Consider the following 26,643-nt stretch of genomic DNA (forward strand, 5'->3'; position numbering starts at 1 on the left):
GGAGCACGCGGCTCCTCTTTTCTCTACTCACATTAGAATCTTATCCGGGGTGACCATCCACACGAGGGGTCACAAGCATCACACCAAAGCGCCACACAAATAGCCCAAACGCAACAATCCATAATCCACCGCTGATATCAATCCACAGTATCATGTTCGCTGGATCAAAGATCACGGCGAAACTGCGAACCAAAGCTGCCGCGGTAATCGCTGCAAACGCAAGGCTCATGTTTGGCCCTTTGTAGATCATGCGACCAGTATGTCCCATCGTCACCCGTGTAATCATCGCTAAAATCAAACCGCCTAACGCACCTATCGCAAACAGGTGAATGAGGTTATGGCTGGCAAATGCATCTCCCCAGACGCCTCGCAAAATTAAGCTTAGTGGTAAACACAAATACGCAGCATGCAGCGACCACACTAAAGGCTCGTTCAGGGTTAACCAAGGTTTCCAGCGAACAAAACGCACCAACTGAGCAACACCTGCAAATAGCATCAAAGGACTACCTAGTTCTGCAAACGTCACAGGGAAAAAGCTCAGCACAAATAGCATTACCAATGGCAAGTTCGCGAACCACTCTAACCAAGCCAATGGTTGCGCTTTTTCGAAATTAAATCGACGCGCAGTAAAAAATGGAATTACACGTCCGCCCATCACTGACAACAGCAAGGTAAACCACCACAGCATTGCTTGCCACACCGCTGAAGAGCTAAAGGGCGGCATACCTTTTATCGTTGCGTAGCTTGCAAAGTTCGCAAAGATGGCTAAAAGAAACAGTGGAACGAAAAACAAATTACGCCAACCTTTGGCTCGATACACACGAATGCCCACCTCATAGGCGACAAACAGTAAAAATACCGCTTCGATACTGCTGGTTAACCATAACGGTGCTTGTGTCCAAAGCAATATGCGGGGCACTAACCACAAGCCAAATAAAGCCAGAAGCATGTAATGCTTGGTACCATTAATGCCAGTCCAGTTTTGTACCGCGGTCAGTACAAAGCCAACTACAATGGCCATCGAAAAACCGAACAACATTTCATGTACGTGCCACCATAATGCAGGCACGGCTAATGCGTTTGGCTGTCCGCCTTGGAACATCCACACCCACAACGCAATCGCAACAATGGCGTAAATCGACCCAAACAGAAAAAACGGCCGAAAGCCTAATCGCAGCCATGCGGGGATTTTTTCTTCTACTTTTTTATCGGTGATATTCAGCATTATCTTGCCCTCAAGCGTCTCTCGATGCTGGTTAACTCAACTACATATTGATGCTACCATAAACATGTATAAAAAATACATGTTTATAATTAAGATTATACTTAAGAGGTAAAGTTGTGCTTCAGATGCGGGTTAGGTATAAACATGAGAGGCACAACTATCAGTTAAGGGATGCAACGACAATGTACATATTTGGCTATGGCAGTTTGATTAATTCTGCGTCGCGTAAGTTAACCGGACAAACGGGAGAAGCCATTCCCGTCATAGCACATGGGTTGGTTCGCTACTGGGGGAAGATTGACGACAGCTACAGCCTCTCTCCATTAGTGGTGAACCAAGGCGATGGACAGGTTAATGGCGTTTTACTCGAAGTAAATGAAGAAGCGCTCGCAGAATTCGACCGCCGTGAGCGAGGTTATCATCGTATTCAACTTCAGCCAGATCAAATCGAAACAGATGCGAGTTTTAACCAAGAACATGACATTTGGGTTTACGTAAAAGACGAGCCACTACCACCATGCGAAAAGAGCCCAATCATGCAAAGTTATGTTGATACCGTACTGGCAGGTTGCTTGGAAGTTTCCCACGCGTTTGCAGAGCATTTTGTGCGTCACACCATTGGCTGGCAACACGCGAAAGAAAATGACCGCCACCAACCCAAATATGGCAACCTTGCAGGCGTACAAGAGCACCATTATGAGTTGATTGATAATCTGATCAAAAAAGGAGCCTAACGGCTCCTTTTTAGTATCTATGTTTTGCTTACGCGAGCTTAAAACTTGTAATCAACACCAACGTACAGGCTGTCAAAATCAAAATCTTCGCTGCCACCGTTTTCGGCATCAATACTTACCGAAGAAGCACGGTAGCCACCAGATACAACCAAACCTGAAGCGAACTCATAACCAGCCTCAACACCGTAGTTAAAGCCTACATCACGACCATCATCGGTAACAGTGCTAGATGATTTCACTTCATAAGAAACACTCATTACACCAAGGCCAGCAATCGCACCAACATAGAAGCCTGTACCTGCAAATTGGTATTTAGGCTTCGCATTGAAATTGAACGCAGAAGCATCAACACTAAATTTAACCGGCCACCCCATGTAAGAAAATGTTTCTTCAAAGTCGCCAAAGTATATGTACTCACCTTCAAAAGCTAGTTTGAAGTTTTCTGAATATTGAAGCTCTTTACCTACAGCAAGGCTAAGACCTGTCGCAGAAAAATCTTTTGACAAGCTTTTAACTTTAAGATCTGAATTTACCAAATCAGCACCAACATACCAGTTACCTTTTGCTTGAACTGATGCTGAAGCAACCACTGCACCTAAAGCCAATAATGGCAATACTTTTTTCATTATAATTTCCTAATTTTTCATACTGTTAGACAGCTTTTAAAAGCGCGGTGATTATAAATAGAGTTGAATAGTTTCCTATTGATTTATTTATAAAATGAGACACAAAACATAAACATGAACAATAAAACGTTTGCTTGTTTAAACTCTAAACAGCTCGACTTCTATTAAGTACTAGAGTTACCACAAGTAGCAAGTCTACAAACCAGTCGCGTTTTTCAGTATTTTTACAGCAATATAATCCTTACGTTTACGGCTTTATTTATTACTCAATAGAGTCTATTTCATGAAAACAATTTGGCTTGATATGATGATTTAAAGTGTTTAGGACTGTCTTACTAAAGGTTTGTGCATCTCTAAGTAGCTGTTTAAAATAGTCAGATTATTGAGCTCACACTTGGGCAGTGCCAACGGGAAATTTACATGGCAAAGCTAAAAGATATCGCCATTGAAGCAGGCGTCTCACTTGCAACCGTATCGCGGGTTTTGAACAACGACCCAACGTTGAGCGTTAAAGAAGAAACCAAATACCGCATTTTGGAAATTGCAGAAAAACTGGAGTACCGCACCAGTAGCTCGAAGAAAGGCATCAAAGAAGCTAAGCAAAAACATCACTTTTTAGCCTTATATAACTACAAACAAGAAACAGAGGTGAATGACCCTTACTACTTATCAATTCGTCATGGGATTGAAACGCAATGCGACAAATTAGGTATTACGCTAACCAATTGCTATAACAGTGAAATTGATGTTGAAACGAAAAAGATAACAGGTGTCCTTTTAGTCGGAAATATCGACCAAAAGGTAGTAGATAAATTACCTAAACGTCTAGCCGATAGCATTTGCTACATAAACTTTTCAGATCCAACCTGCCCTTATGATTGCGTTGATGTCGACCTTATTCGAATCAGTAGGCAAGTAGTTGATTTCTTTGTACAACGAGGCCACCGCCGCATCGGTTATATTGGCGGTCAAGACAAGCACGACGCAGCTGACACTCGTGAAAATGTGTTTTTGGACTATGGCTATCTAAAAGGCGTGGTCGCAGAACATGATATACACTATTGTGCCTGCTCTAGTTTGTCCGGTTATAACTTAGCGAAAGAGATGCTAGCCAAAGGTGACTTCCCGAAAGCAGTATTCATTGATTCAGACTCCATCGCGATTGGCATAGTACGTGCAATCCATGAATTTGGCTTAAAGATACCAGAGGATATTACGCTGATTAGTATGAATGATATTCCTACTGCTCGCTTTACCTTTCCGCCGTTGTCTACAATTCGTATTCACTCTGAGTTGATGGGAACTCAGGGAGTGAACTTACTGGTGGAAAAATACCGAGATGGACGCTTACTCCCTCTTCATGTATACGTTCAAACAGAGCTTAAACTACGTGGTACAACTCAATGATACCTTTTCCATTAATCTCTTTTATGAATTAAATCTGGAACATCCCCCCCTAACCCAAGATATTCATTTTGCACAATCAGTACTGTTTCGGCGTAACGCCGATAACTCAGCGGGTAGTAAGAAGTTCAACAACAAATCACTCTAAGCACCATGAGTGCCCCAAATGTTTATCATTTAGAGGTGATGGTCGAAGAAACCAACTCGCGTAGCCAAATGCCTTTGTCTTCATTGTTTCGGCTGGAATGCCACAGCATAGCAATATCAAAATCCGCAACGGCGATCGGCGGCTTAACAGTAATGAGATCGTCCGAAAAGCCCTCCGCCAACGCCATTTTTTCTGGCACGATGGCAATGAGATCGCGCTTTTTCAATAGATGCCGAATAGTGAGAAAGTTGCGCGACGCCACGGTGACTTTGCGGCTCAAGCCATGTTCTGCGAGCTTTTGGTCTACTTGTGTCTTTAAGCTCCCATCGGGACTTACCAGAGCTTGCTCGATGTTCGCGAACGCTTCCAGAGACAGCTGTGTTTCCCCTTTCAACACCTGTTTATCACACATGCACACGTGTTTTTCGGTGTACAAGTACAAGCTCTCAAAGTTGTCATCCAACACCGGCATGCTGCCAATAATGACATCGAGCTTTTCGTGCTCAGTTAATGCCACGTAGTTGCTACGATTGACGTTAATAAAACTGATCTGCGCCTCTGGGGCGCGCTGGCGTATTTCGTCATAAAGCCGAGGAGCAAAGATAAACTCGGCATAATCCGTTAACCCGATGCGACATACACCCGCGTAATTTTCAGGTTGGAAGGCAGACTTAGTGAGCAAGTCTTTGGCGATAGAATCCAACAAGTGATGCACAGTTGGCGCGATGTGGTGAGCGTGCTCGGTGGGCTCCATCTTGTGCCCTTTTCGCTCAAAAAGCGGGTCGTCAAACAACAACCTTAAACGAGACAAACTATGACTCATCGCCGACTGGCTAACGTAACTTTTCTCTGCCGCGACGCTAACGCTTCGATAGCGATACAAGTAGGAAAACGTCACCAATAAGTTCAAGTCAATGTTGCGCCACTGAATGTCCTCTTTCACTCCAACATCCTCATCCCATTTCATTCATAGATGAAATTAAAATCATCAATTTGAGTCATTTTAGAGCATTCGATAAATTAGCAACAATGCTTTTTAGATAAACAGGCTCGACATGTTCACCATATTCAAAACTTTTTTCTGGCTGGGTTGGTTCAGCTTCGGCGGCCCGGCGGCTCATATTGGTTATTTTCGCCAAACCTTTGTTGAGAAACTGAAATGGCTTGATGACAGCGAGTACGCGCAAATTGTCGCGCTCAGTCAGTTTTTGCCGGGACCGGGCTCAAGCCAAGTTGGCTTTGCTTTAGGCTATAAACGTGGCGGTTTAGGTGGCGCATGCGCAGCATTTGTCGGATTCACGCTTCCTTCAGTGGTCATCATGTTGGCGCTGGCGATGGTGAGCAGCCAAATCACCGACACCGCAGTGTTCCAAAACATCGTTCACGGCCTAAAACTGCTCGCAGTCGTCGTCGTGGCGGATGCGACTTGGGGCATGTACAAAAACTTCTGCCAAAGTAAACTGACCGCGGGTTTGTGCGTCGCGACTGCGATTGCGTTGCTGGTGGCACCAAGCATCATGACGCAAATGTTCGTGTTGATCGCAGCAGGTTTTGTCGGAATGCGATATCTGAAGAAAGACTCCGCGCCATCAGCCGAGCCGTTTAAACCGTCTATCGCGCCATTAGCTCTATTTGCGATGCTTTTACTCGGCTTACCGTTAGTGGCTCATACGTTACCTTTGCTTGGGCTGTTTAGTGATTTTTTCCAAGCTGGTAGCTTAGTGTTTGGTGGCGGTCATGTGGTTCTGCCGCTTCTGCAAAACATTGTTGGCGACCAGCTCAGCCAAGATGCATTTTTAACAGGCTACGCCGCTGCACAAGCTGTACCGGGGCCAATGTTCACCTTTGCTACTTTTATCGGTTATGAGCTTTCGGATACGCCAATTTTAGGCGCTCTGATCGCAACGCTTGGCGTATTCCTCCCTGGGTTTCTTTTACTACTTGGCGTTCTTAAGAACTGGCAAGCACTGGCAGGCAAACCGCTGGTCTCCGGCGCCATCAACGGTGTAAATGCCTCGGTAGTAGGGTTACTACTCGCGGCACTTTACCAGCCAGTATTTAGCAGCGCAGTTGTTGCTCCCATCGACATGGCGTTAGTGATTGCGGGTTTCTATCTACACAAAAAGCTCAACCTTTCGGTACTATGGATGATCGTGTTTTTTGTGGCAGCAGGCCTTGTCACGGGCATGATGTAGCCTGCTGATACGCCAACTATTGAATCTAGATAAACCACGGGCACTCAAATACGAGTGCCCTTGCTTAGATTAGATAGTGAAAACGGAACAGACCCCGATAAAAAGAGCATCACAAATTATGACTTAACTTCTCTCGGTTAAGCCATTGTTCATTCTTACCAACTTAACTGCATCATGACGAGAATGGACATCGAGTTTTTTGTACAACTTGTATATATGGCTTTTCACTGTACTTTCAGATAAAAAAAGTCTTGAAGCAATTTGTTGATTTGAAATGCCGTACACAAGTAGCTCTAGAATCTGTTTTTCTCTGCATGTTAACTCATCATGCTGCTGTTCTTCGGACAAATTTGCATGCCGATAATTGAGGACTAACTTCTCTAGGTACATTCTTGGTAGCCACAACCCACCTTTCAGTACGTATTCCGCGCCATCACATATATGTGTCACTGATGCACTTCGGAGCAAAATTCCTTTTAACAACTTCCAATGCAGTAAGTCCGTTTGTACTTTTTCACAAGGGACGTTGTGAAGCATAAAGGACCACCCAAATAGATCAAAATCTGGTAACTTTCCTTGTACTTCAAGCTGACGCATAAAATCGTAATCAATAAACATCAAATCGATACTGAGTGAGTGACTTCTGAACACCACTTCATCTGGTTGCATTATCTTTACATCGACATCATGAATGGAAGACAGCTGTTTTTTTATTAAGTTACTTTGTAAATTACTCTCAGCTAGCAGTATCAAGTGCTTCTTTTCCATAGTCCCACCACATTAACTTACCTGTTTCACCAACCCCCGTTAGAAAATTAATTGGAGGCAGCAAAGAGAATTTATCTTCATTTTAAGTAGAAAATATAGCACTTCAGAATGATATCGCATTGCTTTTCAGCACCGAAAAAGACTTAAAAAGTATGAACCTGTTGTGTTTTTATCCATACTTTTCAACCTGTGTTAGCATAAGGATATGATTTATAATATTAAATAATAAAGATAATAATTGGATAAAATGCCATTTATAAAAAATGGATGACTGCTCCGCTCAGTGCAATAGAACAAATTACTTCTTTATATTGGCTTCATTTCATACTTGATGAGTACTTAAAGTAAATACAAAAAATAACATTATGATTATGTTATTTTTTTCTTTAATACTTTAAATAGACGTACCTAAATACTCCCTTCCAGCCTGAATCATTCTCAATAATGAGAACAGCTTTCACTGATCCTTTCTTATAATTTCATCGCTTCCCACAACATTTGAAGGAAGCAGCAAGAAGTTAAGTGCAGTCATTTTTAATCAGGAATAACAGGAAATGGAGTAATCGTTATGACTCTAAACAAAACAGGGCTTGCTTTAGCAATGTCAGCAATTTTATTTAGTGGCTCTCTAATCGCGAATGAGATCGATGATGGAGACGACAACATGCAATGGACTGACAGCGCTAATACCGATATCGGTTTATCTGGCAGCTTCAATGATAACAGTGACAATAGCGCATCTCTCGGTGTTGGTGATAGCTTCAACGACAACAGCGATAATAGTGCGTCACTAGGTATTGGTCATAGCTTCAACGACAACAGCGACACTGACAACAGTGCAACTCTTGGTGTTGATGACAGCTTTAATAACAACAGCGACAACTCAAACTCGAGCACTAACACAGCTCAAAGCCACAACGACAATAGTACGTCTAATGCTAACGACAACAGTACCAGTGCTGATCTTGATGTGAGCCTAAATAGTGATAGTAGTGACTCAAGTACTAACACAAATAGAAGCCACAACGACAACAGCGACTCTAGTACTACTGTAAGACGTAGCAACAACGACAACAGTGACTCTAGTATCAACAGTAGCTTTAACGATAACAGCGATAATCGTAATCAAAGCGACAACCGTAACCAGAGTGATAACCGTAGCTACGCTGATTCAAGCACAACAAACTCGAACAGCTTTAACGACAATAGTAACTATCAAAGTGACTCGAGCTCAACAAATGTTGATAGCTTCAATCAAGTCCATATGGATACAGATATGGTTGTTGCGAGCTCAAGCCTAATGGGTGGTGTTACAGGTGCATCAGTTATTTATGCAACTAACGCGGATGATACTCGAGTTCGAGTTGAAAACATGAACACCCTTGGTGGTCTTGGTGGTGCGGCTGGTATTACTACCGTTGGTCAGAATGCTGGTTCAAATTCACTTGTACAACAATCTGTTACAACTAATGCAAGTGTGTTTACTGGGGGTGAGTAACCGACTAGTAGGAGAAAGCGATGCGTTTGGCAATCTGTACTTTGAGTATGATAGTTGCCTGCACTGCACTCGCTGATGACATTGCATTATCTGGCGGAGAAGTTAGCTTGGATATCATGAATGAATCAAGAGGTGGACAAAATGTTGAACTCGACTTGGTTTATGCAGAATCAGATATCAATGGTATTTCGTCAGATAATGTCGCGTCAAACACCGTGAGTGGTAACAATATACTATCAAGTGGAGCGTTCGCAGACAGTTCGGGTATATCCAACGTAATTCAGAACAGCGGAAACAACGTTTTAATCCAGAACTCTACCGTCGTTAACCTGACACTCAAGTAAACAATATGAAAGTATTAAATAACGTAATTTGGCTGATGCTCGTTTATTCAGCATCAGCCATTTCATTAGAACTGCTACCTTACCGAGCACATTACTCTGTTCCTGTTAAAAGCTACAAAGAAATAGTGTTCGGTGATGTTTTTCGCCAACAGTATGACTTCAGCTGTGGCTCTGCCGCCCTGGCTTCTCTTCTCACTTTTCATTATGCAACAGAGTCATCTGAACAAGATATCTTCAAAAGCATGTTTGAAAAAGGTGATAAAGAAAAAATCAAAGAGAAAGGTTTTTCTTTGTTGGATATGAAGTTTTACTTGGATTCCATAGGGTTACGTTCTGACGGCTTTCAAGTAGGATTGGAGAAAATTAAAGAAGTCGGCGTCCCTGGGATTACTCTCGTTAATTTCGATGGGTATATGCATTTTGTTGTCATCAGAGGTATAAACAATCACTCAGTTATTCTAGGAGACCCTTCTAGAGGAACCATGATAATGAAACTGGATGAGTTTGAAAAATATTACCAAGGAATTGTGTTACTGGTCCGTAACGAAGCGGAAATGGGAAGGTCTAGCTTTATAACCAATGATAATTTCACCGTATATCAAAGATCACCATTAAAAACAGGAGTGTCTAGAGATTCCTTAGGGGTATTTAGCATTACTCTCCCAGTTTCCGGTGAAAATTAATATAACATTGTTTTAAATAACTTTAAGAACTAAACAACCTGAAAGGCCTACATTATGAACTACAATAAATTTTTGTTAGTGCTTTGTATGCTAATACCTCATTTTAATGTGAATGCTAAAGATGTTGGCCTGCAAGAACTTACTCCTCTTTCAAATTTATCTTTAGAAGAATATCGAGGTGGCTTCCAAATTACGGATGAGTATATTATTAATATTGGATTAAGCATTACTACGACTATAAATGGCGATGATATTTTGAACACAAACATTGCCAACTTAGTAATTGAAAATGGTAATTTAAAAAACATTAGCGCAAATAGTGAAAATCAAAGTGGAGATATTTTCAACCAGGGTATTGTTAACATCATACAATTTGGTGAAGGAAATATTATTGGAGATGATTCTATAGATTCACCCAAAATGCCTTCGTCTCAAAATCCTAATATAATAAGTTCAGACTTTATAAATTCAAGTATTATCAATATTATTCAAAACACGAAAGATAACAGTATTATTGGACTTAGCACGCTCGTAGACATTGATGCTCAAGTAAATGGGGTAATACGGGAAATCAAAGCAAACCAACAATTAGAAGACGCCTTATTGAACCACCTTCAATGAGCATTTCCATTTTTATCTGAAAAATTGTCACGTTAAGCTTCTTTGATATTAGAAACGACTGATATCTATGATTACATACCAAAAGAAAGGTAGATATATCAATAGGCCACCATCATTTTAAGAATATATACCTACTTTATCCAATATAATCCAATCAATTTATAATGCGAACACTAGGCGCTAACGATAAATTAGGCCCAAGACTCAAGGGCCTAATATCCATTTTACAAATTAAAAGGTACTCGTACTGTTAATTGAAAGTCGGGAGTATCTTCTGTAAGACCAGCTTGAGCACTAACATTGATAGATGAGCGTTCACTAAAGGCATAGTTTATACCAAAAGTTAATGCATCTAATTGAAGCAACTTAGCATCATCTGCCGATCTGCCATTTACTTTGCTTTTTAAAATAGTTTTATGGCTAAGTCCTAAAGAGAATGAAAGATCAGGATTCACCGCAAACCCCATTCCCCCTGAAAGAGAAATAGTGTCTCCAAGTTCAACATCAGCTTTTGTGTCGCCAACTGTAACAGTATCCTCTAAGTTATAAATATAACTTAGACTAGCGAACAAGACCGCAGGATCAACAGGGTGAATAAGAGATAGATTAGGCTCAAAACTCCAAAAACCCGAACCTGTAGGGACATCACTAAATGAGTTGCTTCCATCTTCAATAGAAACATCATAAGGCGATCGTCCTGTATCCGACTTTACTCTAAGGCCACCTACCCAGTATGGCGCAGACTCAAAGTTAAACTGGTGCCTCAATGCGAACTCTACATCACCAAGCCCTCCGCCATCCACCGTTGTGTTTACTACTTCACTGTTTGAACCATCTTGAATGGGGCGCGTAGAAACTTGGTCATTACGATACACATACGGCACTCTAACTTCTAACTCTGTGGCGTTTGTTAAACCGTACCGAGCAGTTAATCCAACGGTTACTGTAGTCCTATCCGAATCACTCACTTCAATTCGCCCAACAATCAGAGTTGGTAAGACTGTATATCCAACAACAGATACTTTGTTTGAAGAGTTTTGTGTATAGCTCAAAGACGAATCAAATGACCATTTACCTTTAGGTGTGAGAACGCCTGGGCGCTCAATAACATCACCAACCGTTTGGGCGCGCTGAGGAATATCATCTCCTTCAGCACCATATGCATTCCCCACAATGAATAAACTACAAAGATAGGTACCCAGTAAAGTCTTCCGTAACATCACATCTTTCCTTTTGCTGATGATCGTACCCAAGTAATCTCAGGCAATAGCTTGAGGTGAAGCTCCTAACTTTCCAAAGTAAGATTAGTATAGCTACTTCAAAACCACGACATACCTTTAAGTTTGGCGCTTTGAAGAAATTAGGAGACATTTATACTTATCTTCAACACTAAGCCACTAGTTAATAAATAATTAGGATAGATTCTATGTTTTCGCAATATTATTAATAAAATAAATTGCTTACCTGTGCTCTTAGTATGAAGTCGGTATGACATAACAGCTGAAAAGCCTGTTCTCTTTTGCGTAGCATCAATCACATTGCTTTTTAGATCGAGTCGCTCCGACTTCAACCATAACTAACGCTATCTTCCCCACATATTTCATCAAAATGCATTCCCGTGTCGCGATTTAACATGCTAAAGTTAACAATGCGTTAACAATTATAAATACAATGAGAAGACATGGAGTCACTTAAAATGAATCAGCCGAATCTAAATAGCGCTGCTGGTTGCGCTCTCCCACCACCAAATGAAATGATCCTCAAATGGGCTCAAGAGCGTCCAAATGAGGTCTACCTAAAACAAATTATTAACCGACAATTTGTTGAGTACACATTCTCTGATGTTGCAGATCAAGCCTTAAAACTTGTCAGCGCACTACGCTCACTTGGTGTAAAGCCTGGCGACAAAGTCGCATTAGTATCTAAAAACTGTGCAGAATGGTTTATTTGCGATCTTGCTATGATGCTTGGTGACTATGTCAGTGTGCCAATCTTTCCTACCGCCGGTGCAGACACCATCGAATACTGTGTGACTCATAGTGAAAGTAAAGCGATCATTGGCGGAAAACTCGATGATCCCAAAGCAACTCAGCAAGTCATTGATGCTATGCCTGAACTCATTAGCATCGCTCTACCTTATGACACGGCACCAAAGTGTAAGCACGAATACCAAGCGCTCATTGCTGATGCAGTGCCAAGTAAAGAGCGTCCGCAGCATTACGATGACAAGCTAATGTCGTTGGTGTATACCTCAGGCACATCAGGGTTACCGAAAGGCGCGATGCTAACTTACGGCGCATTCAGTTGGTCTGTTCAGCAACTGATCAATCATATTGGTATCCAAGAAAACGACCGATTGTTCTCTTATTTACCGCTCGCTCATATTACAGAGCGTGTTTATATCTTCGGTTCATCGATTATGGGTGGCGTGCCAACAGCATTTCCAGAGTCACTGGACACTTTTATCGAAGATGTGAAGATGCACCGACCAACTCTGTTTATCTCCGTCCCACGATTATGGACGCTATTCCAGCAACGTATTCAAGACAAACTTCCACAGAAGAAGCTCAATATTCTGTTGAAAATCCCATTCGTCAATTCTTTGATCAAGAAAAAGCTAGCAGATGGTCTAGGTTTAGATCAGGCTCGAGTATTAGGCTGTGGCTCTGCACCTGTCTCGCCAGCGCTGTTGGAATGGTACCACTCAGTGGGCCTTGATATCACAGAGGCTTGGGGGATGACGGAATCATTTGCCTACAGCACGCTCAACTACCCATTTAGAGCTGACAAAATCGGTAGTGTCGGTAATGCAGGACCAGGCATTGAGTTAAAAATCGCAGCTGATGATGAAATCATGGTGCGTGGCAAAGGGCTATTTTCTGGCTACTACAAAAATGACATTGCCACCCAAGAGTCTTTTGATTCAGAGGGCTGGCTACACACAGGCGATATCGGCGCTATCGACTCAGATGGTTATCTAACGATTCAAGGCCGTAAAAAAGATAACTTCAAAACCGCCAAAGGTAAATTTGTCTCTCCGGTTCCTATCGAGAAAAAGCTTTTCGAGTACAGTCGCGTAGAGATGATGTGTCTCATCGGTTTAGGGCTACCCGCTCCGATTCTTTTGGTTGTGCCACATGACTTCCCTAACTTTGATCGAGAGCGATACGCACGTACCACACGTAAAGTTATTGCCAGGATGAATCAAGAACTCGCCTCTCATGAGCAAATCAAAGGTGTGTTAATGATTAAAGAACCTTGGAGTATAGAAAATGGCGTACTGACGCCAACGCTTAAAATTAAACGTCATGTGCTCGAACAAAAGTATCATGAGATAGGCCACAATTGGCCAAAAGATGAATTGGTCGTGTGGGAAGAAGACTTGTAATTTTGCTTGCACTCCTCAACACCATTGGGGAGTGCAACTTAACTTTGAGCTTGAATCAAACTCATAAACTACTCTCTCCAGAATGGCTTACTCACTTCACAACTAATCTCCCTTTCACCTAACCCAATATCGTCCCAAAGGTGCTTTGGTAACTCTCTCAAGTGACGACGTGTCTTATAGTTCCTTCTCCAAGCCGCCAGTTTAGAATAAATTAACTGTAACCCGCTCTGATGGGCAGTAGGTATAGTACGCTCACAAGTGTGTGTCATGTTTTCCATTTCAAAGATCCCTATACAATGTTGACCACTTAATAATCAGCGACTACGCTGATATCCTCAAACGATAGAATCTGCCATAGAGTTAAGGAAAACTAATGTGAAAGATCGAATGCCTCCCTTACAGGGCTTGTATTACTTTTTCGTTGCAGCAAAGGAAGGAAGCTTTAAAACGGCAGCAAAAGAACTGTTTGTTACGCCAGCGGCCATTAGTCAGCAAATTCGTCATTTAGAAGAGTTCTTAGGCACGGACCTATTTGTTCGTCAGCACAGAAAAATCGTGCTCACACCTGAGGGAGAGCTACTGTTTAGTCAGGCAGAAAGAGGGTTTGCTCATTTGCAGCAAGGGGTTAGATTAGTCAATCAAGATCCAAACCCGAACCACCTTTCGATATCAACACTCCCCTCTTTCGCTCATCATTGGTTAGTCCCGAAAATTACGGCTTTTCGTCAGCGTCACCCTGATATCGCCTTGCTATTAGAACCAACCAATGATTTGGTGTCTTTTCAAGATAGCCAGATAGATTTATGTGTTCGTTACGGTTTAGGAAAGTACCCCAATTTAGAATCACAATGGCTAATGGACGAAGCTTTTTATCCAGCTTGTCATCCGGTGTACCAGAAAGAGCACGGGATCTATAACATCGAGGATTTAAGCAAAGCTGAGCTGATTGAAGATGTTTGGCCTGATCTTGATTGGAATATGTGGTTAGCAACCTTGGGTCACTGCGCAGCAAAGCCTACCTTAAAATACAGTGGATCACATCTCGTGCTTGAGGCTGCACTATCACTTCAAGGCGTGGCATTAGTAAAACACAGTTTAGCTCATCAATATTTTCGTTCTGGCAAATTGGTCCGAATTGGAGATATCGCTATCAAGCCCAACTTTGCGTATTACTTGTGTGCGCCAAAAGGCTACTTAAAAAGACCTAAAGCTCAATTGTTTGCGCAATGGTTGAAGGAAGAAATAGAAATATTTGAAAAGTCAGTGGTACCAGACTTTAAGACCATTGACCTAAAAGGCAACAGCACTAGAACGACATCATAACAATCGTCAAAACAAACGCTAAATAGGAATAAAACAAAAACGCTCTGCGTATAAGACTGCTAGATACAAAAAGCCCCGCACTAAGCGGGGCTTTCAAGTTATAGAGTTAACTTAAGAATTACTTCTTAGCGTTACGCTCTTTAACGTCAGCAATTACTTGCTCTGCAACGTTTGTTGGACATGGTGCGTAGTGTGAGAACTCCATAGAGAACTGACCACGACCAGAAGTCATAGTACGTAGAGTACCGATGTAACCAAACATTTCTGATAGAGGTACATCACCCTTGATACGTACGCCAGTAGACGCTGCTTGTTGGTCTTTGATCATACCACGACGACGGTTAAGGTCACCGATTACGTCACCAACGTGATCTTCTGGAGTGAACACGTCAACTTTCATGATTGGCTCAAGAAGTTGCGCGCCAGCTTTAGGCATAGACTGACGGAATGCACCTTTCGCTGCGATTTCGTAAGCGATAGCTGAAGAGTCAACTGCGTGGAAACCACCGTCGAATAGTTCAACTTCAACGTCTAGAGTAGGGAAGCCAGCTAGAACACCGTGCTCCATCATTGACGCAAAGCCTTTCTCAACTGCAGGCCAGAATTCTTTAGGTACGTTACCACCAACAACTGTTGATTTGAACGTGAAGCCAGAGTTTGGCTCACCTGGTTTGATGCGGTAATCGATCTTACCGAACTGACCAGAACCACCAGACTGTTTCTTGTGCGTGTAGCTATCTTCGATTGCTTGAGTGATAGTTTCACGGTAAGCAACCTGTGGAGCACCAACTTCTAGCTCAACGCCGTAAGTACGCTTAAGGATATCTACCTTGATGTCTAGGTGAAGTTCACCCATACCTTTCAGGATAGTTTCGCCTGAATCTTCATCAGTCTCAACTTGGAATGATGGATCTTCTGCAACCATTTTACCGATCGCAATACCCATCTTCTCAGAACCGCCTTTATCTTTAGGCTTAACTGCGATAGAGATTACTGGATCTGGGAAGATCATTGGCTCAAGAGTACATTCGTGCTTAGGATCACATAGAGTGTGACCAGTTTGAACGTTCTTCATACCAACTACAGCGATGATGTCACCAGCTTGTGCTGAATCGATCTCGTTACGCTCGTCCGCGTGCATCTCAACCATACGGCCGATACGCTCTGTTTTACCAGTTGCAGAGTTAAGGATTGTGTCACCTTTCTTCATCTTACCAGAGTAGATGCGGATAAAGGTTAGAGCACCGAAGCGGTCATCCATGATCTTAAATGCAAGAGCACGTAGTGGCTCGTCTGCAGATACAGTCGCAACTTCACCAGTTGGCTCACCAGTCTCTGAATCAGTTAGAGGCTGTGGATCAACTTCTGTTGGAGATGGTAGGTAATCAATTACCGCGTCAAGAATAAGTTGGATACCTTTGTTCTTGTACGCTGAACCACAGTAAGTTGGGAAGAATGCTAGATCACGAGTACCTTTACGGATACAACGTTTGATGTCTTCTAGAGATGGCTCTTCGCCTTCTTCTAGGTAAGCCATCATTAGATCTTCGTCTTGCTCTAGAGCAGTTTCGATTAGCATTTCACGGTATTCAGCAGCTTTTTCTACCATGTCTGCTGGAATATCTTGAACTTCGTAGTTCTCTGGTTGGCCAGACTCATCCCATACGTAAGCTTGTTGGCTTAGTACGTCTACAACACCTACGAAATCTTCTTCGATACCGATAGGTAGAGTCATAACTAGAGGTGTAGCACCTAGTACGTTCTGTACTTGATCTACAACTTTGTAGAAATCTGCGCCCATACGGTCTAGTTTGTTAACGAAGATCAGACGTGATACGTGTGATTCGTCAGCGTAACGCCAGTTAGTTTCTGACTGAGGCTCAACACCACCAGAACCACAGAATACACCGATACCACCGTCAAGTACTTTTAGAGAACGGTAAACTTCGATAGTGAAGTCAACGTGTCCAGGAGTATCGATGATGTTTAGACGGTGATCGTTCCAGAAACAAGTTGTTGCTGCAGACTGGATTGTGATACCACGCTCAGCTTCCTGCTCCATGAAGTCAGTAGTAGTTGAACCGTCGTGAGTGTCACCGATCTTATGGATCTTACCAGTTAGCTTTAGGATACGCTCTGTAGAGGTAGTTTTACCCGCGTCTACGTGAGCAAAAATACCAATGTTTCTGTATTTTGATAAATCAGTCATTGTCTTACTCTGTTAATAAGGTATAAAGTGCGCGCAGAGTATATCACATTCTGTCAATACTGATACCCTTGCGTGCGGATGGAAGAAAAAAAATTTTAACGTGAAATTTCCGTCCCCAAAGCATAGTCAAACACAGCAATTTATGTACTTTATTCGCATTTTATTGAGGACGGATAGAACAGTTTGTGATTGCACAAATACCATTCTTATGAGCATTACAGCTCGTCAAAAGCCTCTATAGCTTCCGACAATTTCTTAACGCCGTGAATTTGCATGCCAGGGATGCCACCTTTCGGCATGTTGGCTGCTGGCACGATGGCTTTCTTGAAACCATGTTTGAACGCTTCATTCAAACGCTCTTGCCCACTTGGCACTGGACGGATTTCGCCCGCAAGCCCTACCTCACCAAAAATCACCACATCTTTAGGGAGTGGACGGTCACGAAAACTCGATAAAAGCGCCATAACTAAAGCAAGATCAGCGCTCGTCTCCGTCACCTTAACACCGCCAACCACATTAACAAAGACATCTTGGTCTGCCATTTGTAAGCCACCATGCTTATGCAACACCGCGAGCAAAAGTGATAGGCGGTTCTGCTCCAAGCCGACCGCAACACGACGAGGGTTGGCTAACTGCGAGTAATCCACCAGCGCTTGAATCTCTACTAGCAGAGGGCGCGTGCCTTCCCAAACCACCATGACGGAAGAGCCTGATGTTTCTTCTTCACCACGAGAAAGGAAGATCGCTGATGGGTTACTCACTTCTTTCAATCCTTGGCCTGTCATTGCAAAGACACCAAGCTCATTCACAGCGCCAAAACGGTTTTTATGACTACGCAAAGTGCGGAATCGGCTATCCGTTCCACCATCGAGTAGTACCGAACAGTCGATAATGTGTTCAAGAACTTTGGGGCCCGCAAGGGTACCATCTTTTGTTACGTGACCAACAATAAATACCGCAACATTATTCTGTTTTGCGTATCGTGTCAGAGCCGTCGCAGATTCACGTACCTGAGCAACACTGCCAGGCGACGATTGAACATCAGAAACGTGCATCACCTGAATCGAGTCTATTACCATTATACGAGGCTGCTCTTTTTCGGCGATTTGGCAAATTTTGTCGACGTTCGTTTCCGATAGCATTTTTAAATGATCTTTCGGCAAGCCCAATCGGGAAGCACGCATTGCCACCTGCTGTAACGACTCTTCACCGGTTACGTAAAGCGTTGGCATTTGCGCAGATAAACTACACATGGTTTGCAACAGAAGGGTTGATTTACCTGCACCAGGGTTACCACCAATCAAAATTGCGGCACCTGGCACAACACCACCACCCAAGACGCGGTCAAGCTCTTTAAACCCACTGGTGAAGCGAGGTACTTCTTGCAGATCAATTTCGGATAGCGTTTGAACCGTTGCTTCTGTTGCGGAACCAGCGTAGCCGCTTAAGCGTTCATTGCGAGCAACGGTTGGCGATGCAGCGATACGTACTTCTGTTATCGTATTCCATGCACCACATGCGTTACACTGCCCCTGCCAACGGGGAAAGTCCGCGCCACAATCATTACAAACATACGCTCGTTTTGCTTTCGCCATGATGCCTCAATTTTTCTACAAATGTGACTAAGCACAGCCAAGTCAGACCTGAACTGAAATGAACTATTGATATACTTAAGTATTACTTCGCTTAGCCGATACAATTTAAAGTAACGACATACTCTAACAGAAATAATGCAGCAATCTGAAATTCTCTCGCTCGCAGAACGACTCATTCCCGTTTACGGTACGAATGACTTTGACTTTGTCCTTGGCCAACTGACCGAGGAAGAGCCGCCTTCGGCCAAAATTTTGGTTAAAATTGAACTTAACCGCTTAATGGCTCCATGCAAAAAAAGCATTGATTTGCGAGGTCGCGTTCAAGGCGAATGTCGCGAGTATATTTTGGATGGCATTCCACATTGGTTGGATGATGTTGCTTTCAACGCTTACCATAAAAACATCAAAAAGTTTGGCTGCTACACGGAAGGAATGTGGGAAGCATTGGTCAACACGCGAAATAACTTTCGCGTAATGAGCAAGCGCCTTACTCAGCAAAAAACGCAATCGTTAACGGATCCTAAAAGCCCGTTCTTAGCAGAACCCGTTCACCTAGGCTACGATTTAAAGCGCCAAGAAAAACGCTTGAAAGTCCAATCTCAAGTTGAAATTTGCCGTTCTAAAGGACAGCTTCTTCATGGATTAAGCATTGATTTATCTAGCTCTGGCGCAAAGTTCAAAGTCCCTAGTGCATTTAAATATAACCTTGGGGAAATTATTCAGGTCACGTTTACTGAATTTGCCAGCAAATCTAACGTTGCAGGTATAGAGAAACCGCTTGCATACCGCATACTCGCGGTTGATGACTGTTACGAAAATGACTCAGTTCGATACCTCAGAACCATACGCTTAACTGACACCAATGCCGTCACCAGAGTGATAGATGAAGCGCTCAACAGTGCTGCTAAAAGGGCTCGTCACGACAATCAAGACAAGATTATTCGAGCTCGAACTCGCGGTTATGAGCACATCGCACTAAAGCACACCAGCAGCTTGCCTCTATTCTTTGATGGTAGTGACCTAAAATTAGCAATGTTAACGCCAAACAATCAAAAGCTTTGGCAATACTGGCACGATGAGAGAAACCAGCAAATGTTTGGTTCCTTATTCAACGAGCAACGCATCGCGTCACTCATTAAGCCTGGTGTGAAAGGAACAACCAATGTCCTTTATTCATTTACTCACGAGCACGAGAATCGAACCTATTTCTATTCGATGTTTCGCCCTGAAGCAACTCGCGAACAGCGCCAGCTATTTTGGCATTTAGGTGGCAAACGAGAGAGTTGGCGCGCCTTTAGAATTTCAATCTTTGAACTATCTGAGCAAGAACAGGAAGACCTAGCAGCTTTCTCTCCAGAGTTAGCAGAAACGTCTCAATCACTGACTCATATTGGTATTTTGCAAGAAATTGCTGACGAAAAATCAGGGCAGGATTACCTGCTAACTGAAAAGCCGCGCTTACCCGCTAATACGTTAAACGCGTTTCGTCATCCGAGAAGAGTTATCGGCAATCCAAAGGGCATTTATTTTGATGCAAAGTCTCGTCGAAAAGAGCCTCGTTATCGTTTTAAAACACCTTTAGAGTTGTACTCAGGACAAACTAAAACAGGCGGCTGTACTGTTGACCTTTCCAAACGAGGACTCGGAATTAGGCTAAGTGAGCCTACGATGTTACGTTCTGGGCAAGAGGTAAGAATCAACTTTCGAGAATTACAACTCTACGATAAAAAATTGCCGTTAATGTCGGTGCCATACCGAGTAATTCGTGTAAGCCCAGACGGTTGTAGCGTGCAGCTAGTTATTGATGAAAGCAGCCAAACCATGAAGGTAATCGCTTTTTTCAACAGCATTATCGAGCACAATCAAGACAAGCTAATCCCGCAAAAAGAGACGCTACCAAGTAATGCTCTACTTGAAAGGCTGCACTGCATGTTGCTCTCGCGTACGCTGAGCACGCCCATTTTTATCAGTAAGAGTACGTCACCTTCAATCAAAACCCCCGTTATCGGGGTGAACTTGCCGCTACCTAAACACATTGAGCTTTTTGCCCGTCTTGGGCATGACCAACTGTTGTCACTTGAACCTATCTTTAAAGGCCGGACAAGCACATTAATCGCAGAGCCAATAAAACGCGTAGAAGGTGCTCAAGCCAGACATCAGGATATCTACATAAGCGCCGCAAAAGTAGGCAATAAAATTACAAGCATTGAGTCAAAGCTTCATCAAGAGTTCAACAGCGTAAAAGAGCGGATTCAATTTATAAAGAAAGCGCGAATGATGGGTGACTTTTACGTGATTCGCCTTTCTACTGCGCCAATTTTCGATCCGATGACATCATTACTGCAACAAGATTTAAGTGACTTAACCCAATTTGGCGTACATCAAGCGAGCAAGTTAGAAAAAGAGTTAACAGCGCTCGTTGGTTACAGTGAATTTGAAGACATTACTGAAGAGGTTGTAATTAGATTGGAGTTAACCGAGTAAATTCAAAGTCATACCAAATTGAAAAAAAACACCGCCTTTCTGGCGGTGTTTTTGAATGGATGGTTAAGGTTTAGCTTTCCAGCTGACCTTTTGCTGCTTCACCAATGCGCCAGATAAAATACAGAGCACACCGCCCAACCCTGCAAAGCGAATCGCTGATTGCGCTTGAGCTTCCACTTTTGGTTTTGCGTGATACGCAATCCCTAATCCTGCCACCGACATCATCACAAGATCATTAGCGCCATCACCGACAGCAACCGTGTTGTGCTGCTCAATTTCATATTCATCCGCCAGTTCCACTAGAATGTCAGACTTCATCTGCGCCGTTACCACATCGCCAAGTACTTTACCCGTGAGTTTGCCGTCAATAATTTCTAATTGATTGGAGCGAGCAAAGTCTAAGTCGACTTTATCTTTGATGTAATCAGAGAAGTAAGTAAAACCACCGGAGGCAATCGCTGTTTTCCAGCCCAAGGCTTTCAACGTCGCAATTAGCGCTTCAAAGTCCGGCATGAATGGTAACTGGGAACGAACTTGTTCAAGAATTGATTCATCGGCACCTTTGAGCTTACCAACTCGCTGACGTAAACTTTGCTCAAAATCCAGCTCACCTTGCATGGCACGTTCAGTGACTTCAGCGACCTCATCCCCTACTCCTGCCAGTTTCGCGATTTCATCAATACACTCTATCTGGATCGCCGTTGAATCCATATCAAATACAATCAACCCTTGGGTTGATAGATCGGGCACTTCATTAAGCGAGGCGTAATCTAGGTTGAGACTTTGTAAGATCGTTTCATGTTGAGGAGTCAACTCTCCGGCCATCAGGGCTACTTCATATTGGCCAACTTTCCACGTTTCTAGTATTGGGTTGTAAAAGCCGGTGAAGAAATCAATGTCTTCGAAGTGACTTGGCGAAAGGTACTCAGCAAATACGATCCAGTTTGCTTTTGCTTTATCTAATTGGGAGGCAAATCGAGTCTCGGGTAATCGTTTTAAAAGTGTCGTATGTTTTCTGATAGGCAAGCTTTTTGACGCGTCCATGTATATAATCCCTTATGACTTTGCTAAAACGTTACCTCAACAAACTAAAAAGGCAAGTCTTTGTTTTATTTTAAATGGATGAGTAAAGAGCATGAGTGAATCTTTGTTCTCAGTAAGGAATGCCCTAAGAATTCTGGCACTAATCCTACTGTGTGTGATGTTGTTTATCACAATAAAAAACAGTGTTGTGATCAGTAAGGGTAATGAGAAAATTCAAGCACAACAGCTTGAAACGCTCACCAAAGTTTTGATTTCACAGGCGTCTCTTTCTGCCAGTGAGATGATTTTAACTAAAGATCAAGAACGATTACTTCAGCTAACAAACCAGCTAGCACAAGACCGTTTAGTGTTTGATGCAACAATCTACGATGCACAGGGTGTACGTTTAGCGTCTAGTGAAGAGGCATTATCGGTACGCGAAGTTCTTGGCCTGGATACGCCTTTGGCAACAGCTTCCATTGGTCGCCAGCAGTTGGTTGAACCAGTTTTTGCAGATGGTGCGCTTATCGGTTTTGTTCGCGTGACCTTTGAGACGGGCCGGGTGACGGCTATTTCTGACCACCACTATCGCAAGAGCGATCGTTATATGTACATGATGGTCTTAATGAGCTTTGTCTGTGGTATGTTGTTCATCTTGATTTTACGTCGACAACCGATACGTCGTAAAAAAGCGCCAAACCTGCTGCTAACCAAGTAACTAGGTAGCGCTAACAACTCATATAAAAACAGCCCGCAATGTGTGGGCTGTTTTTTTAGCTCTTGAGAGCGAAAAATAGAATGACTCTTCGTCGCTTACTCTTCGTCACCAAGCAATACTGAATCTAGTGCGATTAGCATCATGTCGTTGAATGTCGTTTGACGCTCGTCAGATGTAGTCTGTTCGCCAGTCTTGATATGATCAGAAACCGTACAGATTGTCAGAGCTTTTGCACCGTATTCTGCCGCAACACCGTAAATACCAGCCGCTTCCATTTCAACACCAACAATGCCGTACTTGTCCATTACATCGAACATTTCTGGATCTGGCGTGTAGAAAAGCTCTGCTGAGAATAGGTTACCAACTTTAACGTCAATACCGCGAGCTTTTGCAGCGTCTTCTGCCGCACGAACCATGTTGTAGTCTGCGATTGCCGCGAAGTCATGACCTTTAAAGCGGATACGGTTCACTTTAGAGTCAGTACATGCACCCATGCCGATCACAACATCACGCACTTTGATGTCTTCATTCACTGCGCCACAGCTGCCAACACGGATGATTTTCTTCACGCCGAAGTCTTTGATTAGTTCAGTCGCGTAAATCGAGCATGATGGGATACCCATACCGTGGCCCATTACCGATATCTTACGGCCTTTGTATGTACCTGTGTAACCAAACATATTACGAACGTCACACACTTGAACGACATCTTCAAGGAAAGTCTCTGCGATGTATTTTGCACGTAGTGGATCACCAGGCATCAGTACGACGTCTGCAAATGCACCCATTTCAGCATTGATATGTGGAGTTGCCATTTTCTTTTCCTTAACCTTTCTCTAGCGCTCCGCGCTTAAGGCGATATATGCCAGAGTATTCTCATTTCCGACAAGCAGCATTTACATACTGCAAACATAAAACTAGGAGCTATCAAGCTCCTAGTTTTCAAAAACCTAACTAATTATAGGAAGTTCTTACCGTAATCCATTGGAGAAGTACCGAAGTAACTTGCCAATGTTTGACCGATATCTGCGAATGTTTCGCGGCGGCCAAGAGAACCAGCTGGTACTTTTTGACCATAAACCAATACTGGGATGTGCTCACGAGTATGGTCAGTACCTGGCCATGTTGGGTCACAGCCGTGGTCTGCCGTTAGGATAAGCACATCGTCTTCTTCCATAATCTCTAGCACTTCGTTGATACGATCATCGAAGTACTCAAGTGCCGCTGCGTAACCCGCTACGTCACGACGGTGACCGTAAGCTGAGTCGAAGTCTACAAAGTTAGTGAATACGATCGTGTTGTCGCCCGCTTCTTTGATTTGCTCTAGCGTTGCTTCGAACAATGCAGGGATACCTGTCGCTTTCACTTTCTTAGTGATGCCGCAGTTTGCGTAGATATCAGCAATCTTACCAATAGAAACCACGTTGCCTTGCTTCTCATCAACGAGCTTCTGAAGAACCGTTGCTGATGGTGGCTCTACAGAAAGATCACGACGGTTACCTGTACGCTCAAATTGACCTTTACCAGCACCAACGAATGGGCGCGCGATAACACGACCAATGTTGTAATCTTCTAGCTCTTCACGTGCGATTTGGCAAAGCTCTAGTAGACGGTCTAGACCGAAAGTCTCTTCGTGACATGCGATTTGGAATACAGAGTCAGCAGACGTGTAGAAGATTGGTTTGCCAGTCTTCATGTGCTCTTCACCAAGATCGTCAAGAACTTGAGTACCAGACGCGTGACAGTTACCTAGGAAACCGTCAAGACCTGCACGCTCAAGAATGCGGTCAGTCAATTCTTTCGGGAAGCTGTTTGCTTTGTCAGTGAAGTAACCCCAGTCAAACAGAACAGGCACACCTGCGATTTCCCAGTGACCAGACGGCGTGTCTTTACCTGAAGAAAGCTCTGCTGCATGACCGTATGCACCAATGATTTCAGCGTCTGCGTCTAGTCCAGGTGCGAAGCGACCTGTCGATTCTTTATGCGCCATTGCCAAACCAAGTTTCGATAGATTTGGAAGGCGAAGTGCACCTTGGCGATTGTCGTTATCTGCTAAGCCTTTGTCACATTGGTCAGCGATGTGACCTAGTGTGTCTGAACCTACATCACCAAATTCTTTAGCATCGGCAGTTGCACCGATACCGAATGAGTCTAGTACTAAAATAAATGCTCTTTTCATTGCTCGTTCCTTAGGCCCACTCGGCTTTTTATTATGGTTGAGTAGGCCTTGTGTAATTACTTGTTCTATTAGATATCTTCTGCACGAATTTGGCGGTAAACCTCTGGAGTTGGTGTGTATTCACCACCTACTTTGATTGCACTGCGCAGTGCTTTTGCCGCTTCTTCCCATTGCTCTTCAGTGCGAGCGTGGATGACCGCAAGAGGTTTATCACTGTCTGCGACCTCACCTAGGCGGATGAACTCGTCGAAACCAACTGCGTAGTCGATTTCATCAGTAGCAACACGACGACCACCACCCATAGCAACCACAGCCATGCCGATAGCACGTGTATCCATTGCAGAGACAATGCCCGTTTCTGTTGCGTAAACTGGCTTAATGATTGCTGCTTTTTCTAAGTAGTTGTCGTAGTTTTCTACGAAGTCCGCAGGGCCGCCTAAACCGGCAACCATCTTGCCGAAGCACTCAGCCGCTTTGCCGTTATCCAGCACTTCCATCAGTTTTGCGCGTGCGTCTTCTGTGTTCTCAGCAAGCTTGCCAAGTACTAACATTTCAGCACATGAAGCCATGGTCACTTCAAGTAGACGAGGATTACGGTATTCACCCTTTAAGAAACGAACCGCTTCACGAACTTCTACTGCGTTACCCGCTGAAGACGCCAATACTTGGTTCATGTCCGTAAGAATTGCCGTAGTCTTAGTGCCAGCACCGTTTGCTACCGCAACGATTGATTTTGCTAGCTCTTCAGACGCTTCGTAAGTTGGCATAAATGCACCTGAACCCACTTTTACGTCCATCACTAGCGATTCCAGACCCGCCGCCAGTTTCTTAGAAAGGATCGACGCCGTAATCAGGGAGATATTGTCTACCGTTGCGGTAATATCACGAGTCGCGTAAACACGCTTATCCGCAGGAGCAAGGTCACCAGTTTGACCGATGATCGCCACACCAGCGTCTTTGGTTACTTGACCAAAAACATCGTTGCTCGGCGTAATGTTGTAACCAGGGATAGATTCAAGTTTATCCAGCGTACCGCCTGTATGACCAAGACCGCGGCCAGAGATCATAGGTACGAAACCGCCACACGCTGCCACCATTGGGCCAAGCATTAAAGAAGTTACGTCACCCACACCACCGGTTGAGTGTTTGTCGACAATTGGACCACCGAAGTTCATGTGGCTCCAGTCGATAACCATGCCCGAATCACGCATTGCACACGTTAAGGCGATGCGCTCATCCATGGTCATTTCATTAAAGAAAATCGTCATAGCAAACGCCGCAATCTGACCTTCAGATACCGTGTTGTTCGCTACGCCTTGAATAAAGAAGTTGATTTCGTCGGCGGTTAGGACTTCGCCGTCACGTTTTTTACGAATGATTTCTTGTGGTAAATACATTAGTGCCTCCCAAGCTCTTTTGAGCCATGGTTGTAGTAGGATAGAAGAGGTTTGGTAGCACCCGTTTAGGTGCTACCGTTC

Annotated in this window: 23 protein-coding genes; 11 read left to right on the forward strand and 12 right to left on the reverse strand. The window is 43.5% G+C overall.

Annotation, left to right across the window (positions count from 1 at the left end):
* Positions 1–40: 40 nt before the first annotated feature.
* Complete coding sequence (locus R7035_RS09890; RefSeq protein ID WP_005380186.1) at positions 41–1,225, reverse strand: NnrS family protein; 1,185 nt, start codon at positions 1,223–1,225, stop codon at positions 41–43.
* Between the two features lie 182 nt (positions 1,226–1,407).
* Between R7035_RS09890 and R7035_RS09895 the strand changes: the two genes are divergently transcribed.
* Positions 1,408–1,959: a gamma-glutamylcyclotransferase family protein gene (locus R7035_RS09895; protein ID WP_213869636.1), complete on the forward strand. Its 552-nt coding sequence runs from the start codon at positions 1,408–1,410 to the stop codon at positions 1,957–1,959.
* Positions 1,960–1,997: 38 nt separating this feature from the next.
* Here R7035_RS09895 and R7035_RS09900 read toward each other — a convergent pair whose 3' ends face one another.
* Positions 1,998–2,585, reverse strand: a complete 588-nt coding sequence (locus R7035_RS09900) for an outer membrane beta-barrel protein (protein ID WP_017636001.1) — start codon at positions 2,583–2,585, stop codon at positions 1,998–2,000.
* 420 nt (positions 2,586–3,005) lie between these two features.
* Here R7035_RS09900 and ebgR point away from each other — a divergent pair, with 420 nt between their 5' ends.
* A complete protein-coding gene (ebgR, locus tag R7035_RS09905) occupies positions 3,006–3,992 on the forward strand; it encodes a transcriptional regulator EbgR (RefSeq protein ID WP_258660305.1) in 987 nt (328 codons plus the stop codon).
* Between the two features lie 170 nt (positions 3,993–4,162).
* On the opposite strand, the gene R7035_RS09910 is transcribed toward ebgR, so the two are convergent.
* Positions 4,163–5,080: a LysR family transcriptional regulator gene (locus R7035_RS09910; RefSeq protein WP_115386440.1), complete on the reverse strand. Its 918-nt coding sequence runs from the start codon at positions 5,078–5,080 to the stop codon at positions 4,163–4,165.
* Between the two features lie 112 nt (positions 5,081–5,192).
* On the opposite strand from R7035_RS09910, the gene chrA reads away from it, so the two are divergent.
* Entirely contained in the window at positions 5,193–6,332 is a 1,140-nt protein-coding gene (gene chrA / locus R7035_RS09915; protein ID WP_213872698.1) for a chromate efflux transporter, read from the forward strand.
* Positions 6,333–6,455: 123 nt separating this feature from the next.
* Here the strand turns inward: chrA and R7035_RS09920 are convergent, their stop codons facing one another.
* Entirely contained in the window at positions 6,456–7,100 is a 645-nt protein-coding gene (locus tag R7035_RS09920; RefSeq protein WP_005380169.1) for a helix-turn-helix transcriptional regulator, read from the reverse strand.
* Between the two features lie 568 nt (positions 7,101–7,668).
* Between R7035_RS09920 and R7035_RS09925 the strand changes: the two genes are divergently transcribed.
* The 4 genes from R7035_RS09925 to R7035_RS09940 are packed head-to-tail and all read left to right on the forward strand — an operon-like array spanning position 7,669 to position 10,246.
* Positions 7,669–8,598, forward strand: coding sequence for a hypothetical protein (locus R7035_RS09925; protein WP_005391691.1), 930 nt, complete (start codon positions 7,669–7,671; stop codon positions 8,596–8,598).
* Positions 8,599–8,618: 20 nt separating this feature from the next.
* Positions 8,619–8,942 carry a hypothetical protein gene (locus R7035_RS09930; RefSeq protein ID WP_005380167.1) on the forward strand — a complete coding sequence of 108 codons (324 nt, stop codon included), beginning with the start codon at positions 8,619–8,621 and terminating at the stop codon, positions 8,940–8,942.
* 5 nt (positions 8,943–8,947) lie between these two features.
* The gene (locus tag R7035_RS09935; protein ID WP_033905563.1) at positions 8,948–9,625 is read left to right on the forward strand and encodes a C39 family peptidase; all 678 of its coding nucleotides are present in this window, start codon (positions 8,948–8,950) and stop codon (positions 9,623–9,625) included.
* Positions 9,626–9,679: 54 nt separating this feature from the next.
* Positions 9,680–10,246, forward strand: a complete 567-nt coding sequence (locus R7035_RS09940; protein WP_005380163.1) for a hypothetical protein — start codon at positions 9,680–9,682, stop codon at positions 10,244–10,246.
* A 224-nt stretch (positions 10,247–10,470) separates the two neighbouring features.
* Here R7035_RS09940 and R7035_RS09945 read toward each other — a convergent pair whose 3' ends face one another.
* The gene (locus R7035_RS09945; protein ID WP_258660310.1) at positions 10,471–11,466 is read right to left on the reverse strand and encodes a transporter; all 996 of its coding nucleotides are present in this window, start codon (positions 11,464–11,466) and stop codon (positions 10,471–10,473) included.
* A 476-nt stretch (positions 11,467–11,942) separates the two neighbouring features.
* Here R7035_RS09945 and R7035_RS09950 point away from each other — a divergent pair, with 476 nt between their 5' ends.
* On the forward strand, positions 11,943–13,634 hold the full coding sequence (locus tag R7035_RS09950) for an AMP-binding protein (protein ID WP_025768211.1): 1,692 nt from the start codon (positions 11,943–11,945) through the stop codon (positions 13,632–13,634).
* 68 nt (positions 13,635–13,702) lie between these two features.
* Here R7035_RS09950 and R7035_RS09955 read toward each other — a convergent pair whose 3' ends face one another.
* A complete protein-coding gene (locus R7035_RS09955; RefSeq protein ID WP_005380156.1) occupies positions 13,703–13,912 on the reverse strand; it encodes a DUF1127 domain-containing protein in 210 nt (69 codons plus the stop codon).
* Between the two features lie 97 nt (positions 13,913–14,009).
* Here R7035_RS09955 and R7035_RS09960 point away from each other — a divergent pair, with 97 nt between their 5' ends.
* Positions 14,010–14,957 (forward strand): LysR substrate-binding domain-containing protein, encoded by a 948-nt coding sequence (locus R7035_RS09960; RefSeq protein WP_054579100.1) that lies wholly within the window; start codon positions 14,010–14,012, stop codon positions 14,955–14,957.
* Between the two features lie 118 nt (positions 14,958–15,075).
* Here the strand turns inward: R7035_RS09960 and fusA are convergent, their stop codons facing one another.
* Positions 15,076–17,166, reverse strand: coding sequence for an elongation factor G (gene fusA, locus R7035_RS09965; protein WP_005386444.1), 2,091 nt, complete (start codon positions 17,164–17,166; stop codon positions 15,076–15,078).
* Between the two features lie 215 nt (positions 17,167–17,381).
* Positions 17,382–18,761, reverse strand: coding sequence for a DNA repair protein RadA (radA, locus tag R7035_RS09970; RefSeq protein ID WP_005386443.1), 1,380 nt, complete (start codon positions 18,759–18,761; stop codon positions 17,382–17,384).
* A gap of 135 nt (positions 18,762–18,896) precedes the next feature.
* Between radA and R7035_RS09975 the strand changes: the two genes are divergently transcribed.
* Positions 18,897–21,245 carry a PilZ domain-containing protein gene (locus R7035_RS09975; RefSeq protein ID WP_318146115.1) on the forward strand — a complete coding sequence of 783 codons (2,349 nt, stop codon included), beginning with the start codon at positions 18,897–18,899 and terminating at the stop codon, positions 21,243–21,245.
* Positions 21,246–21,308: 63 nt separating this feature from the next.
* Here the strand turns inward: R7035_RS09975 and serB are convergent, their stop codons facing one another.
* Positions 21,309–22,289 (reverse strand): phosphoserine phosphatase, encoded by a 981-nt coding sequence (gene serB, locus R7035_RS09980; protein ID WP_005380142.1) that lies wholly within the window; start codon positions 22,287–22,289, stop codon positions 21,309–21,311.
* 91 nt (positions 22,290–22,380) lie between these two features.
* On the opposite strand from serB, the gene R7035_RS09985 reads away from it, so the two are divergent.
* On the forward strand, positions 22,381–22,986 hold the full coding sequence (locus tag R7035_RS09985) for a YtjB family periplasmic protein (protein ID WP_005391677.1): 606 nt from the start codon (positions 22,381–22,383) through the stop codon (positions 22,984–22,986).
* Positions 22,987–23,081: 95 nt separating this feature from the next.
* Here the strand turns inward: R7035_RS09985 and deoD are convergent, their stop codons facing one another.
* The 3 genes from deoD to deoA all read right to left on the reverse strand — a co-directional run bounded on the left by deoD (position 23,082) and on the right by deoA (position 26,562).
* Positions 23,082–23,801 carry a purine-nucleoside phosphorylase gene (gene deoD, locus R7035_RS09990; RefSeq protein WP_005380140.1) on the reverse strand — a complete coding sequence of 240 codons (720 nt, stop codon included), beginning with the start codon at positions 23,799–23,801 and terminating at the stop codon, positions 23,082–23,084.
* A gap of 143 nt (positions 23,802–23,944) precedes the next feature.
* A complete protein-coding gene (locus R7035_RS09995; protein ID WP_054700480.1) occupies positions 23,945–25,165 on the reverse strand; it encodes a phosphopentomutase in 1,221 nt (406 codons plus the stop codon).
* Positions 25,166–25,233: 68 nt separating this feature from the next.
* Positions 25,234–26,562, reverse strand: coding sequence for a thymidine phosphorylase (deoA, locus tag R7035_RS10000; protein ID WP_104975558.1), 1,329 nt, complete (start codon positions 26,560–26,562; stop codon positions 25,234–25,236).
* Between the last annotated feature and the right edge of the window lie 81 nt (positions 26,563–26,643).

Source organism: Vibrio sp. 1731 (assembly GCF_033339955.1).
GTDB classification, from domain to species: Bacteria; Pseudomonadota; Gammaproteobacteria; order Enterobacterales; family Vibrionaceae; genus Vibrio; species Vibrio alginolyticus.

Excerpts from the sequence above, each read along its gene's own strand:
- R7035_RS09890 (WP_005380186.1), bottom strand. The coding sequence starts at position 1,225 with ATGCTGAATATCACCGATAAAAAAGTAGAAGAAAAAATCCCCGCATGG.
- R7035_RS09895 (WP_213869636.1), top strand. The coding sequence starts at position 1,408 with ATGTACATATTTGGCTATGGCAGTTTGATTAATTCTGCGTCGCGTAAG.
- R7035_RS09900 (WP_017636001.1), bottom strand. The coding sequence starts at position 2,585 with ATGAAAAAAGTATTGCCATTATTGGCTTTAGGTGCAGTGGTTGCTTCA.
- ebgR (WP_258660305.1), top strand. The coding sequence starts at position 3,006 with ATGGCAAAGCTAAAAGATATCGCCATTGAAGCAGGCGTCTCACTTGCA.
- chrA (WP_213872698.1), top strand. The coding sequence starts at position 5,193 with ATGTTCACCATATTCAAAACTTTTTTCTGGCTGGGTTGGTTCAGCTTC.
- R7035_RS09920 (WP_005380169.1), bottom strand. The coding sequence starts at position 7,100 with ATGGAAAAGAAGCACTTGATACTGCTAGCTGAGAGTAATTTACAAAGT.
- R7035_RS09925 (WP_005391691.1), top strand. The coding sequence starts at position 7,669 with ATGACTCTAAACAAAACAGGGCTTGCTTTAGCAATGTCAGCAATTTTA.
- R7035_RS09930 (WP_005380167.1), top strand. The coding sequence starts at position 8,619 with ATGCGTTTGGCAATCTGTACTTTGAGTATGATAGTTGCCTGCACTGCA.
- R7035_RS09935 (WP_033905563.1), top strand. The coding sequence starts at position 8,948 with ATGAAAGTATTAAATAACGTAATTTGGCTGATGCTCGTTTATTCAGCA.
- R7035_RS09940 (WP_005380163.1), top strand. The coding sequence starts at position 9,680 with ATGAACTACAATAAATTTTTGTTAGTGCTTTGTATGCTAATACCTCAT.
- R7035_RS09945 (WP_258660310.1), bottom strand. The coding sequence starts at position 11,466 with ATGTTACGGAAGACTTTACTGGGTACCTATCTTTGTAGTTTATTCATT.
- R7035_RS09950 (WP_025768211.1), top strand. The coding sequence starts at position 11,943 with ATGAATCAGCCGAATCTAAATAGCGCTGCTGGTTGCGCTCTCCCACCA.
- R7035_RS09955 (WP_005380156.1), bottom strand. The coding sequence starts at position 13,912 with ATGGAAAACATGACACACACTTGTGAGCGTACTATACCTACTGCCCAT.
- fusA (WP_005386444.1), bottom strand. The coding sequence starts at position 17,166 with ATGACTGATTTATCAAAATACAGAAACATTGGTATTTTTGCTCACGTA.
- radA (WP_005386443.1), bottom strand. The coding sequence starts at position 18,761 with ATGGCGAAAGCAAAACGAGCGTATGTTTGTAATGATTGTGGCGCGGAC.
- R7035_RS09975 (WP_318146115.1), top strand. The coding sequence starts at position 18,897 with ATGCAGCAATCTGAAATTCTCTCGCTCGCAGAACGACTCATTCCCGTT.
- serB (WP_005380142.1), bottom strand. The coding sequence starts at position 22,289 with ATGGACGCGTCAAAAAGCTTGCCTATCAGAAAACATACGACACTTTTA.
- R7035_RS09985 (WP_005391677.1), top strand. The coding sequence starts at position 22,381 with ATGAGTGAATCTTTGTTCTCAGTAAGGAATGCCCTAAGAATTCTGGCA.
- deoD (WP_005380140.1), bottom strand. The coding sequence starts at position 23,801 with ATGGCAACTCCACATATCAATGCTGAAATGGGTGCATTTGCAGACGTC.
- R7035_RS09995 (WP_054700480.1), bottom strand. The coding sequence starts at position 25,165 with ATGAAAAGAGCATTTATTTTAGTACTAGACTCATTCGGTATCGGTGCA.
- deoA (WP_104975558.1), bottom strand. The coding sequence starts at position 26,562 with ATGTATTTACCACAAGAAATCATTCGTAAAAAACGTGACGGCGAAGTC.